Origin of the sequence: Synechocystis sp. FACHB-908 (assembly GCF_014698595.1) — a bacterium.
GTDB lineage: Bacteria > Cyanobacteriota > Cyanobacteriia > Cyanobacteriales > Microcystaceae > Synechocystis.
Map to the genome: position 1 here is coordinate 17,890 of NZ_JACJTH010000008.1, position 12,582 is coordinate 30,471.

General features: G+C 49.2%; 10 protein-coding genes and 1 tRNA gene. 8 read left to right on the forward strand and 3 right to left on the reverse strand.

Features of this window, described 5'->3' with window-relative positions; genetic code table 11:
* Positions 1-146: 146 nt before the first annotated feature.
* Positions 147-1,523: a CHAT domain-containing protein gene (locus H6G46_RS02020; RefSeq protein WP_010871609.1), complete on the reverse strand. Its 1,377-nt coding sequence runs from the start codon at positions 1,521-1,523 to the stop codon at positions 147-149.
* Positions 1,524-1,700: 177 nt separating this feature from the next.
* Between H6G46_RS02020 and H6G46_RS02025 the strand changes: the two genes are divergently transcribed.
* Entirely contained in the window at positions 1,701-3,470 is a 1,770-nt protein-coding gene (locus H6G46_RS02025; protein ID WP_010871610.1) for a R3H domain-containing nucleic acid-binding protein, read from the forward strand.
* Here H6G46_RS02025 and H6G46_RS02030 read toward each other — a convergent pair.
* Together H6G46_RS02030 and btpA are read right to left on the reverse strand one after the other, a co-directional pair.
* Complete coding sequence (locus tag H6G46_RS02030; protein WP_010871611.1) at positions 3,450-4,481, reverse strand: thiamine phosphate synthase; 1,032 nt, start codon at positions 4,479-4,481, stop codon at positions 3,450-3,452. The two genes, H6G46_RS02025 and H6G46_RS02030, sit on opposite strands and share 21 nt — an antisense overlap.
* Before the next feature lie 116 nt (positions 4,482-4,597).
* Entirely contained in the window at positions 4,598-5,461 is an 864-nt protein-coding gene (gene btpA / locus H6G46_RS02035; protein ID WP_010871612.1) for a photosystem I biogenesis protein BtpA, read from the reverse strand.
* 181 nt (positions 5,462-5,642) lie between these two features.
* On the opposite strand from btpA, the gene H6G46_RS02040 reads away from it, so the two are divergent.
* The 7 genes from H6G46_RS02040 to H6G46_RS02070 all read left to right on the forward strand — a co-directional run bounded on the left by H6G46_RS02040 (position 5,643) and on the right by H6G46_RS02070 (position 12,459).
* A tRNA-Arg gene (locus H6G46_RS02040) sits at positions 5,643-5,716 on the forward strand.
* Positions 5,717-5,766: 50 nt separating this feature from the next.
* Complete coding sequence (locus H6G46_RS02045; protein ID WP_010871613.1) at positions 5,767-6,288, forward strand: hypothetical protein; 522 nt, start codon at positions 5,767-5,769, stop codon at positions 6,286-6,288.
* Between the two features lie 55 nt (positions 6,289-6,343).
* Positions 6,344-7,231, forward strand: a complete 888-nt coding sequence (locus H6G46_RS02050; RefSeq protein ID WP_010871614.1) for a hypothetical protein — start codon at positions 6,344-6,346, stop codon at positions 7,229-7,231.
* Positions 7,232-7,367: 136 nt separating this feature from the next.
* Complete coding sequence (locus H6G46_RS02055; RefSeq protein WP_010871615.1) at positions 7,368-8,516, forward strand: FAD-dependent oxidoreductase; 1,149 nt, start codon at positions 7,368-7,370, stop codon at positions 8,514-8,516.
* Positions 8,517-8,624: 108 nt separating this feature from the next.
* Positions 8,625-9,578, forward strand: a complete 954-nt coding sequence (locus tag H6G46_RS02060) for an RluA family pseudouridine synthase (RefSeq protein ID WP_020861436.1) — start codon at positions 8,625-8,627, stop codon at positions 9,576-9,578.
* 698 nt (positions 9,579-10,276) lie between these two features.
* The gene (locus H6G46_RS02065) at positions 10,277-11,188 is read left to right on the forward strand and encodes a cyclic diguanylate phosphodiesterase (protein ID WP_010871617.1); all 912 of its coding nucleotides are present in this window, start codon (positions 10,277-10,279) and stop codon (positions 11,186-11,188) included.
* An 83-nt stretch (positions 11,189-11,271) separates the two neighbouring features.
* Positions 11,272-12,459, forward strand: a complete 1,188-nt coding sequence (locus tag H6G46_RS02070; RefSeq protein WP_010871618.1) for a response regulator — start codon at positions 11,272-11,274, stop codon at positions 12,457-12,459.
* The last annotated feature ends 123 nt before the right edge of the window (positions 12,460-12,582 follow it).

Sequence of the window (12,582 nt, forward strand, 5' to 3'; positions counted from 1 at the left end):
ATTAAATAGATCATAACATTGAGTCCAAACACCCCCATCCATGGGTGGAATCTGTCAGGTTCCAACCATTTTCCCCCTGGAGTGACAGAGGAAATTATCAGGAAATAAATGGGTTACCGATGCTCACTAAGATGCTTACTAAATAGTTACCAAGGACTACTAAGCATAGTGAAGGATGCCCAGTAGTAAGGAGCCGAAAAATTCGTTTGCCCCAGATTGATTAGGGATGGGGGTAAGGCGATCGCCCCCCGGGAAATGCCCGATTGTTCCAGTCCAGCAGTTAATTCTCCTCGGAGCATTTTCAGTTGGGCTTGGCGCAGGGCTTCGGCCTTGGTGGAAGTTTGACCCAATTGACGGTAGAACTCAGTCATCAGCACTAGGGTAGCAGCATCGTCTACGTTCCAAAAACTGGCGACGGCCGATTTAACCCCGGCTTTGAGGGCTAGGCCAGCAAAACCCAGTTCCGCTTGGTCGTCCCCGAGGGCGGTTTGGCAAGCACTGAGCACCAATAATTCCACCGCTGAAGATTGCCAATTTATTTGACTGACTTTGTTTAAAGCCAATTTATCGTTCCAAAATTCGATATAGGAGTTGGCTGGTTTACCGGAGCGGAAGGAAGAATGGGTGGCTAAATGAACAATGCTGGGACGTTTTTGCTCTAGCTCCTTTTGCAGGCGATCGACCGTAAAATCCTGGTTGAGGAAGGTTTCTGCCTGCCAACGGTCTGCCGCCGGACGATTGATTGCCATTTCCCAGACAATATTTTCCAATTCCACTGGCACTGCCGGCAAAGGACTTTGGTCAGCAAACTCCGATGCCCCCATGGCCAAAATATTGCCGGGCTGGAGTGGTTTATAGTTACTGTCAATTAAATTGAAAGCCGGAATGTTGGTCAGGCTATATTTCTCCAGGAGATATTCCTCCCCATCAAATAGGGCCGCCATGGGTAAACCCCGCACCCCATTGCCCAGACAAAAGAGCAGGGTGTCAATGCCTTGGGCTTCTAGGGTTTCAGCATAGGGGGCAATAATCCATTGGTACAATTGCTGGGATGCCTCCCGGCGATTGACGGTTTGGGAGAGTTGCAATTCCCGCTGAAAAGTTGACACCACAGGCCTTAATACCGCCTCCGGTACGTCATGCAAATCCACCACAATGGGGTCTAGGTCAGGGGTGACTAGTACTAAATGTAAAAATTCTTTTTCCGGAATAATCCACAACACTGCTGGTTTTTTGCCGGTTTCTGCCGTGATTTTCTGCAGAGTAAGGGCAATATCTTCTGGGGTTTGGGTCACTTCGGCCAGACTTTCACCAAAATAGGCGGCAAACTCCTGTTCCCGGGCTTTTTCCATGGCGACAATTTTTTCGCTCAGGGTTTGGGCAAAGGCGGGGGCCATACTGAAACTAGCCAAGGTCAATCCCATGCCCACCGCCATCAATTTGTTCAGCAAAGATCTCGACAAACCCCGGCGATCGCCAGAAGCTGATTGGCCCATAGCCCTGCTGTGTGTGGTAGTTTTCATTTTTAGTCCCCTTGGTTTGGGGCGATTCCTGATTAAGATTTTCTTTGACTACGGTGGGAATCACTACCCTTCAACATTACTAGTTGATTTTCCCAGAAATTATGCCAATTCTGGAGATTCCTTTGTTATCTTCGTAGGTAATTAGAAAATTCTATAAACCCAGCCCTTACCATCATAATGTCGGAACTTAGCCTGGCCCATCAGGATTACCCCGTTGACGACCTCGAACAATTATTAAGTATTCTGCCCAAACCCATCCAAGCCATCATCGCCGAACACCCCCAGCGGCAACAGTTAGTGGAAGTAGTCATGGACCTAGGGCGCTTACCGGAAGCACGTTTTCCCGGCACTGCAGTCTATTTGGGCCATGAACCGATCGCCAAGGAGGATTTACAGTACGCCATTGACCGGGTAGGGCTATTTAGCAGTGATAACCGGGCTGGCATTGAAAGGACCCTGCACCGCATCAGTGCCATCCGCAACCGCACCAACGAAATTATCGGCTTGACCTGTCGGGTAGGCCGGGCGGTGTTCGGCACCATTAACCTCATCCAAGACCTGGTGGAAACAGGGGAATCGTTACTGCTGCTCGGGCGACCGGGGGTGGGAAAAACCACTGCCCTACGGGAAATTGCCCGGGTACTAGCGGATGATTTGCACAAACGGGTGGTGATCATCGACACTTCCAACGAAATTGCTGGGGACGGGGACATTCCCCATCCGGCGATCGGTCGGGCCCGGAGAATGCAGGTGGCTAGGCCAGAACTGCAACATCAGGTGATGATTGAGGCAGTGGAAAACCATATGCCGGAAGTGATCGTCATCGACGAAATTGGTACGGAATTGGAAGCTTTAGCTGCCCGCACCATTGCCGAACGGGGAGTGCAGTTGGTGGGCACAGCCCACGGTAACCGTCTAGAAAATTTGATTAAAAATCCCACCCTTTCCGACCTGGTGGGGGGTATCCAAGCAGTGACTCTTGGGGATGAGGAAGCCCGGCGGCGGGGTTCCCAAAAAACTGTGCTGGAAAGGAAAGCTCCCCCGACTTTTTCCATGGCGGTGGAGATGTTGGAGCGGCAAAAATGGACTATCCACAGCGATGTGGCCTTGACCATTGATAATCTGTTGCGGGGCCGGCCTCCGGTGGAACAGTTGCGGTATATGAATGAGCAAGGGGAGCTACAAATCGAAACGGTGGAAGCCCAGCCCCAGGAAAGAACGCCCCAACCCCCTCCCTATTTTTCCTTGGGTTTAGTGGACGATCGACAGTTGCGCCCAAGACCTACGGGTTTACGTTCCACTGGGCGGATGAAACCCCAAGCTCCCCTCCATGCCAACGCTGACCAAGTGCGAGATTTTGAGCGGTTACTGGAGCAGTCCTGGCAACAGTGGGAAGGAGATGATGAACCAAAGATCCGGGTGCCGGGGCCCAACGGCGAAGATTTACCGGTTTATGTTTATCCCTATGGCGTCGGGCGATCGCAGTTAGACCAGGTGATTGATATCTTGCAATTACCGGTGGCGGTTACCAAGGATGTACACCAGGCCGATGCAGTGTTAGCCCTGCGTTCCCACGTCAAGGGCAACCAAAAATTACGACAGATGGCCAAGGGCATCCAGGTGCCTATTTATGGGGTTAAATCCAACACCATTCCCCAAATTAGCCGGGCCCTGAAACGGATTTTGGGCATGGATGAACCCCACAAAGCCGAAGCGGCGGATCTACGTTTGTTCACCCGCAGTGGCAGTAACGACGAATTGGAAGCGCTGGAGGAAGCCAGGTTAGCTGTGGAGCAAATTGTCATTCCCACAGGGCAACCGGTGGAGCTGCTACCCCGATCGCCCCATGTGCGGAAAATGCAACATGAACTGGTGGAACATTACCGTTTGCAGTCGGATAGCTTTGGCGATGAACCCAACCGTCGCCTAAGGATTTATCCTGCTTAGTTGGGTTAACAGTTGCGCTGTGGCCTGGGTGGGATTGGTGGTCTCCATGATGGCCCGGACGATCGCCACCTGGGTTGCCCCGGCCTCCATTACTTCCCCTAAGTTCTCCCCGTCAATGCCGCCAATGGCAAACCAAGGGACCGGAGAGTTGGTGACCGCATACTGCACATACTCCAAACCAGCGGGTTTTTTCCCAGCTTTAGTAGGAGTGGCATAGACAGGGCCCACGCCAATGTAGTCTGCTCCTTCGGCGATCGCCTTGGCCATTTCTTCTGGATTGGTGGTGGAGCGACCAATGATTTTATCAGGGCCCAATAGTTGACGAGCCACCGCTATGGGTAAATCCTGCTGTCCCAAATGCACCCCATCGGCATCCACCGCTAGGGCTAAATCGACCCGGTCGTTGACTAGAAACAGCGCTTCATACTGTCGGCACAATTCCCGTAAATCCTTAGCCCGTTGCCACCGTAACTGATCCTCCGCATCTTTATCCCGGTACTGGACTAACTTTAATCCCCCTTGCAGAGCCGCTTCCACTGTAGCTAGCAGATTTTCCTGGGGAGAAGTGACTAGGTAAAGGGAACATTGTTGCAATCTTTGTACTAATTTGGATCCCAACAACCCACTTTCCAAGGCATAAACCCGATAGCGTAACTGCTTACAACAGGCTCCCATGGCCGGGTCTCGCAGTTTGCCGTACTCCTCCAGCACCCTTAACGCCTCTTCTACCCGACAGAGATTGGCTTGTAACAGAGCTCGCACATCAGTACGCAGAGCTTCCTGGGCATGGGTCAACTGGGTGCCCACATCATTAGGGGTGTCCCGGGCCGCCCGCAGATCATCCTGGTGCCAAGGAGCCAAAGCTTGCCGCAGTTGTTTACATTCCTCCGCCAGTTCCCGATTTTCCAGGGCAAAACGACACCATTCCTCCACCGTCCGCAACCCTTCCCGGGCCCGGTTCAAATTGGCATCCAAAATTCTGGCGATCGCCGTGGGGGAAGCTTGTTGCATCTGTTTAACTTAGATAGGAAAAAAGGAGATTTTTGCCATATTTGCCCCTCAAATTGACACAAAGGCAACTCTTTTGGCCAAATCCAGCAAAATTTTGCAATTAAACGACAAAATCATCAACAAACCACTGATTTTGTTCCAGCAGGGGCATCCACCACGGTGGATTTACTAGGCTTGGACTTTAAACCCTCGGCCATGGCTTCAATGAAAGCGGACACCCGGATGGGGTCAATGGCTTCGTTAATATTGCCGTGACGTTTGAGGGAACTGGCCACAATCACCCCATTGGCCGCCTGGATTAACTGACCAATATTGTCCTCGTCTGCCCCACTGCCAATGAAAACTGGAGTGCCCTTGGCGGCGTTGGTAGCTAACTCCAGATCTTCCAAATTAGGAGGACTGCCGGTGGCCCAGCCAGAGAGAATAATGCCATCGGCCAAGCCCCGCTCAATGGTGTCGGTAACAGCGGTGGTTAAATTAGGCGTACCCAAGGGTCGGGCGTGTTTAACCAGCACATCGGCCAAAATGGCCACATCACTGCTCAATTCCCGCCGATAGCGCAATAGTTCATGGGCGTTGCCTTCGATTAAACCTTGATCCGTGGCCATCACCCCCGTGAGCACATTAACCCGGATAAATTTTGCCCCCACGCAACTGGCGATCGCCAAGGCACTATGGGCATCGTTACGCAGAACGTTGATGCCCACCGGGGCCACCACCAAATTTTGCAGGCGATCGACAATTAAGGTCATGGCGCTGACCACCGCTGGATCTACCCTTTGTTTGGGAAAAGGGGCATCGAAAAAGTTTTCCACAATAATGCCATCCACCCCCCCAGCGGCAAGGGCCGTGGCTTCTTGTTCCGCTCGCTCAATGACGGCGGTGAGATTGCCTCCCCAACGGGCCGAAGTTGGCAATGGTAGGAGGTGTACAACGCCAATAACAGGATTATGGGTCTGAAAAGTTTGAAATAAATCCACTGCACTCAATCCTAAACGCCCCTGGGTGCCGGTCGGGCCCTCGTTGTCCAAGACAGGCGGGTTGTAAATTAAACAAAGCTAAGCCAATTAAGAATTGTACCCTACCAGGGAAATTGACCGGGGGCCGGTTTCACCGCTCAGGGTATGATTTAGGGGATATGGCAGAATAAATCGTTGACCTGAGGTTGTAGCTCAGACGGATAGAGCAAGCGCCTCCTAAGCGCTGGGCCGCCGGTTCGACTCCGGCCAACCTCGCTTCCTGTCTATCATTTTCCCTTTGCTGTCGACGTTTACTTCCCTAAACCATGAGAAAAAGACTCACCCGTTTCCTTTCCCTGGCCCTGGTGCTGGGCCTACTCTGGTTTGGCACCGCCGCCTGCGCTAGTCAACCCCCTTCCCAATTTGACCAGGCCCAACAGGAGAGTACCCAACGGGGCGCCGATGCGGTCACAAAGGAATCCACCAAGGGAGGAGAATTTAACGTCTTTTTCCCCCAAGCTGAAGGGGAATATGAGCGGGTTTTTGCCCAGGAAAAACAAGGCTTTGCGGAAATTAAGCTCAAGCAAAATGGTCAAGATGTGGCGGTGATGTCCATCAATGACGTCAAAAATAATCCCACTGCGGCGAATAAATTTAAGGCTAGTACCCAGGCTATTGACGGTTTTCCCGTGGTGCAACAGGGTTCCACTGCTACTGCCCTATTGGTGGGCGATCGTTATCAGGTCAAGGTTTTGTCCCGATCGCCGTCTTTTACGCCCCAGGACCGGGAAGCTTGGTTGGGTCGATTTGACCTCAAGGGGCTAGAAAATTTGAGTGCCAGAAATTAAAACTGTTTGTAAAGTTGCCCCACCATAGTCAAGCGATTAAATAGGAGTTTTTCCCGTGAGTAAGCCAATCTTTAAGTTAGTGGATGACCTGCCTACGGGCGGGTTAACGGTGATGTTGCTCAATTCCCTCGATTTTGTCGTGCCGGGGCAATGGGAAAATTTGGTCGGTTTTGAAAATACGATCAAAAAGGTGACTGGGGAAACGGATCCTGCTCTGGTTAAACAAATTGGCGATCGGGCAGTGTGGCTGTTTAACGATAAGTCCCAGGGTTATCAAAATGCCCTTTGGCTTTACCAAACTGTGGACTCCACCGACAGTGCGTTGGGGGCGGCGGCCTTGGCTAATAAGGTGGGGGAAAGTGTTAATTTCCTCGGTTTTTTAAACAAAATTACCCCTAATCCCCAAAAAGCCCAGGCCATTGACCTGTCCATTAAGTTGGTGGCGGAACTGGTGGCCTTCTGCCAAATTAACGGTATTCCCGGCAATAGCATTGGCGATTTTGTGCGTTCCCTGACGGATTACAGCGGTGAGTCCTTAATTCGCATGGCGGCCCTGATTAGCTTTGATGGCATTATTCCCTTTGGCCCCAGCTTTGTTCTAACTACCATGGACTTTTTGGAAAAGTTGACCCCCAAGGAGTTGGAGCAGAATAAGACCTTTGAGAAAATTAAGCCCCTCATTCCCGGCAATAGCACCAGCAGTCAACTGGATTTTATCGGTGAAAGTTTTGGATCTGTACAGGGCTGGATGACCAGTTTTGTCGGCGATCGCCAGCTTACGCGGGAGAAGTTGCTGGGGAAACTGCGGAATTTCATGGAGGTGACGGAGGACAAAATGGATTACCTGGCCGCCTTCATTGATATGTCCACCAATTACTACGAGCATACGGGCATTCAAACCTTGGCCCACCGTTTAATTGAGCGTGCGGTGGCAGAAATTTAACCCCAAGCTCTTATAGCTTGTTTGCAAAGTTGTATTTTGCCCCCTAAATCCCCCAATACTGGGGGACTTTTAATACTTTCCCCCCAAACTTGGGGGGCTAGGGGGGCATTTAAAACAGACTCTCATAAGCAAACCCATGGCCAAAAAACTATTACTGGTGGGGGGAGGCCATAGCAATGCTTTGGTGCTCAAACATTGGTGTCGCCACCCCCTGGCTGATGTGGAATTAACCCTTGTCAGTGACGTTAGACAAACCCCCTATTCCGGTATGTTGCCGGGGTATTTAGCTGGTTTTTACTCCTACGGCGAAAGTCACATTGATTTAGCTCCCCTCTGTGCTTCAGCCGGAGCAATTTTTGTGCAAGATAAGGCGATCGCCGTTAACCCGGAGCAGAATTTATTAACCACTGCCGAGGGGAGACAATTAAGCTTTGATTGCCTTTCCCTTGACATTGGTAGTACTCCGTTCATAGATGATATTGTCGGGGCGGAGTATGGCATTCCCGCTAAACCAGTGCCCCAATTTTTAACTGCTTGGCTGGCTTTATTGGAGAACATTGACCAGAATCGACCGAAAAAAGTAACTTTGGCGATCGCCGGGGGAGGAGCGGGGGGAGTAGAGTTAGCTTTCAATCTGCAAGCTCGTTTGGCAAAGCTTTTCCCCGCCATGGGGTTAGATATGCAAATTTGGCAACGGGGCGCGATCCTTTTACCACACCATAGTGTCCAGGGCAGAAAACTGATTGAGAGATTGTTGGTAAAGCAAAACATTGCCGTGTTACTAAATCACCCTGTCACCAGCATTGAGCCTGAGTTTTCCCCCGATGACAATCCATTAACCTGTTACAAACTTTGGAGTAATGACCATTGGCAGTCAGTCAATGCTGTATTTTTAGTTACCCAAGCTAGCCCAGCCCCGTGGTTAGCCCAATCCGGTTTAAGCCTAGATAGCCGGGGCTTTGTGTCAGTTAAACCAACGTTGCAAAGCTATTCCCATGGGCATATTTTCGCGGCGGGGGATGTGGCCAATATGATCGATCATCCACGGCCTAAGGCGGGGGTGTTTGCTGTGCGCCAAGGCAAGCCATTGTTTGAAAATCTACAGCACTATCTTTCCCACCAGACACTTAAAACTTTTGTTCCTCAATCTAAATATTTGAGTTTATTGGGTACGAGGGATGGTAGGGCGATCGCCCTTTGGGGGCCCTGGGCTAGTTACGGCCACTGTTGGTGGCGACTTAAGGACTATATTGACCGCCAATTTATGGCTGGATTTTCTGCGTAACGCTGAGTGAACTCAGCCAGAGTAAAATAAATGGCTAGACAAGTTTTGATAGACAAAAATCAATTAAAACTAGATTCTGACTAAATCGTTGCAAGGAGCTGAAAAATATTGCCATCAACAACCCCCAAGCCCAATCAAGGCTGGATTTACACTGACCGAGTCAACCCTAAAGCCGCTGGCCAGACAGTGCTGGACTTCTACTCCCAACGCTATCTCCACTCCGAGCGCCAAGCTTGGCAGGAACGGATTGAGCAGGGGCAGATTGAAGTGGATGGCAAGACCGTTGACCCCACCTATCCTTTGCAAGCGGGGCAGACCCTCACCTATTGGCGATCGCCCTGGGTGGAGCCGGAAGTACCTTTGCAATTATCAGTTTTGCATCGAGACGAAGACCTCTGGGCCATTGATAAACCCTCAGGATTGCCGGTATTACCGGGGGGAGATTTTGTCTACCACACCGTTTTGGAACAACTAAAAATCCAATATCCCCAGGAGTCCTTGTTTCCCCTCCACCGTTTGGGCACTGGCACTTCGGGACTTTTATTGCTTGGTCGTTCTACCCTGGGTCGACGGGAACTCAGCCGTCAATTTCGGGAGCATATTTGCCGCAAAATTTACCGCACCGTGATTGGCCCCTGTGATTTGCCAGAAAAATTTGAATGCCACCAGGCGATCGGGAAAATTCCCTACCCCCAACTGGGATATATCTACGCCGCTAGCTCCCACGGCAAACCAGCCCAAAGTTACGGTCGCATTTTAGCCCGCTCCCCGGAAAAAACCTGGCTAGAAGTGGAAATTCGCACTGGTCGCCCCCACCAAATTCGCATCCATTTGGCTAGTTTAGGCTATCCCTTACTTGGCGATCGCCTCTACGGCCCCGGTGGAGTCCCCATCAATTGCCGAACTGCCCGGCCCAGTGATGGCGGCTACACCCTCCATAGTTACCAATTGGGTTTTCTCCATCTCCATACCCAACAGGCCATAAAATTAACTGCCCCCTTACCTCCCGAACTCATCACCCCAGAAGTTAAGACTATTGCCCTGGAAACTGAAAAGCATTGATGAGAAGTGATGGAAAAAAACCAGATACCTAAAATCAATCTTGGGTGGATTCAGGCGTATAAAGCTAGGTAAAGTGTTTTATTAAGTTCCTTTAAGTTAGGCAAAGTTTGGACTAATTCTAGCGGCTATAAATCTTACTAGTAAGGCATTTTGCGTCTTTACCAAGCCTAATTCTTATCAGTGCCATGGAGAGAATATATGGCCTTGCCCTGACTATTTCACTTTTCAGTGTGTCATCCGATACTGACCATGACCACCGACAATGGATAGGATAAAACCAATTTAAATTCGGTAAATCATTATTTCAACCAATGAAACCGACTCATTTCATTGGCCACTGCCCCTTACTGGAGATATTGTCCGTAGTTCAATACAGAATTGCGGATAACGCAAACACAAAAACGATTTGTGCATGTATATCTCCAAATTGTGGACCAATGGTGTCAAATGTTACGGATAGTTAAGGGTTAGTTAGTTAGCCTCAACTTAAGTTAATCAAAATTGACAAACGAGTATAAGTCGCAATGATGTATCTCCCCGTCAGCGCTGATTATCAATCCATTGCCCCGCGCCCTTGAATTTGTTACAATTCTTAACAGTGACTTAATAATCTCTTAAGAATCTTGGTGTAAAGTCTTAAGAAAATCTTAAGGTTTTCTCCTCCCCCGGAGTCATCCCTATCGAATCCTGGAAGATCTATGTTTATATTTCCACGCTTTCCCCGGTCCCTATCTGAGAATGGTTTTTCTCAGCATGGGACTGCCCCTCCCGTCGTCCCAGAGGAGAGCAATAGTTCTTCGGATCGTAAGCAATATATTAAGTGGGCCCTAACTAAAGCGGTTACTGAGGGTGGATTCAGGCTTGATTTTCAACCCCAATGGGATGGGCAGGGAATTAATTTGGTGGGGGTAGAGGCCCTAGTCCGTTGGCAAGATCCCAAGTTGGGCAATGTGCCTCCCGCAGAATTCATTCCCATAGCTGAGGAAACGGGACTGGTGACAGCCATTGGGGAGTGGGTGTTGGACACGGCTTGTCGTCAATATAAAATTTGGCAAGCCCAGGGGGTACCGGCCTTTTTGTTGGGCGTGAATTTGTCCTTGCAACAGTTGCAAAAAGCTGACTTTGCCGAGACAGTCCGGTGCATTCTGGAGGAAACGAACATGCCCGCAGCCCAACTGCAGTTGGAGATGACCGAAGGATTAATTTTTCGAGATTTGCAGCACACTATTGGGGTGCTCCGGGATCTCCAACGACTGGGAGTGCATTTGGCGATCGACGATTTTGGCACTGGTTACTCTTCCCTGTCCGTGCTGAAGGAACTTCCTGTCCACACGCTAAAAATTGACAAATCTTTTTTAGAGGATCTGGAGACGCACCAAAAGGCGGAAGTTATTATCGAAAGCATTATCAACCTCGGTCAGCGTTTACAGTTGGTGGTGGTGGCGGAGGGCGTAGAAACGGAAGGCCAACTCCATTTACTGCAATCTTTACGGTGTGATGTACTCCAGGGTTTTTTCTTCAGTTGTCCCTTAAGTGAAGACAAGATGACCCACTATCTCCACCATTGTTGTTCTGCTAAAACTTTGAGCCGGGCGATCGCCTCCTATTAGGCTTTAGGCTGGCAAAATTGCGGCCATCGACTCCTTTGTTCATATCTAGCCATATCAATATTAGTTTATAACTTAAAATTACTATGACTGCTTTGATCTTGCCTTTTTTTGAGGATCGTGCCATGGCCGATAAATTACAGAGTCCTGGGCTCCAAAAATTCCAAGATAATGGGGCTAAACGAGCAATTCCTCGGGAGTTGTTAGAACAGTTAACAGCGGATAAATTCACTGGTCAACTGGTGATCCGTAATCCCTTTGATGAATTTGTTGATTGGCAAATTTACCTGGGTAACGGCAAGATTCATTTTGCTAATAGTGCGGTGGGCAATGGTAAGCGCCTAAATTATATGTTGGGTAAATTGTTCCAGCATAGTCATCTCCAACTACCGACTGGATTGGAAAGTGACTACAACTATATCTGTGATTTATGGAAGAGAAAATATTTTTCTTTTCAGCAAACTCGGTCAGTGTTGACTCAGTTTACCCAGGAAGCTTTGGTTCAAGCCCTTTCCCTACCCAAAACTGAATATAAATTGGAGCCTAATAACAAGCTCAGACATCTTTTCTTAAACCTAAATTTAGAGCAGGCTGTGGGTCCCATCGAGAAGAAAGTCGACTATTGGTGGGAGTTGCGCTCGGAAATCAATTCTCCTTTTCAACGGCCTTTAGTGCAGGATATGCGGAAATTACGGGGAGTTCTAACGAAAGCTAATTTTCAAACCACGGAAGAATTTTGGAAAGTTTTTCAACAAAATTTAGAAAATTTACACTGTCTTTATGACATTGCCAGTGCCACTAAACTGAGCACTCTCCAGTTGGCGATCGCCATGCGGAACCTAATCAAAGCAGGGGATATCACCATGCTTCCCTACCAAGAAATTGCCATTGATAACCGCCCCTTAGTGGTTACTGTGGACGAAAATCAAGTCCATCAGCACATTGTCGAATATACATTGGAAAAAAGCGGTTATCGAGTTAATACCATCACCGACCCATTTAAGGCTTTGGCTTCCCTCCAAGGTCAAAATCCTGATTTAATTTTGATTAATGCTGACATGGAGAAAATGGATGGCTACCAATTGGCTTCCCTCTGTCGCAAATCTCCCCAGCTTAAGCAAGTGCCGATTGTATTAATGGTGGAAAATGACAATTTGGTTCATAATATCAGGGCCAAAATGTCTGGGGTGAATGATAACTTATCCAAGCCTTTTTTACCCCAGGATTTATTACTGAAAGTCAAGACCAACTTGCGGGAAATGGCCGCGGTCTAGGGCCAGGAATAATCAGAAAATCACTAAACTAATTTTAATCTTTTGACCTGGCTAGAGTTCCAGTTTTTCTGTGATTAAAATCCTAGGCTACACGAAATTAGGGATAATTACTATGACCTGTAG

Excerpts from the sequence above, each read along its gene's own strand:
- H6G46_RS02020 (WP_010871609.1), bottom strand. The coding sequence starts at position 1,523 with ATGAAAACTACCACACACAGCAGGGCTATGGGCCAATCAGCTTCTGGC.
- H6G46_RS02025 (WP_010871610.1), top strand. The coding sequence starts at position 1,701 with ATGTCGGAACTTAGCCTGGCCCATCAGGATTACCCCGTTGACGACCTC.
- H6G46_RS02030 (WP_010871611.1), bottom strand. The coding sequence starts at position 4,481 with ATGCAACAAGCTTCCCCCACGGCGATCGCCAGAATTTTGGATGCCAAT.
- H6G46_RS02045 (WP_010871613.1), top strand. The coding sequence starts at position 5,767 with ATGAGAAAAAGACTCACCCGTTTCCTTTCCCTGGCCCTGGTGCTGGGC.
- H6G46_RS02055 (WP_010871615.1), top strand. The coding sequence starts at position 7,368 with ATGGCCAAAAAACTATTACTGGTGGGGGGAGGCCATAGCAATGCTTTG.
- H6G46_RS02065 (WP_010871617.1), top strand. The coding sequence starts at position 10,277 with ATGTTTATATTTCCACGCTTTCCCCGGTCCCTATCTGAGAATGGTTTT.
- H6G46_RS02070 (WP_010871618.1), top strand. The coding sequence starts at position 11,272 with ATGACTGCTTTGATCTTGCCTTTTTTTGAGGATCGTGCCATGGCCGAT.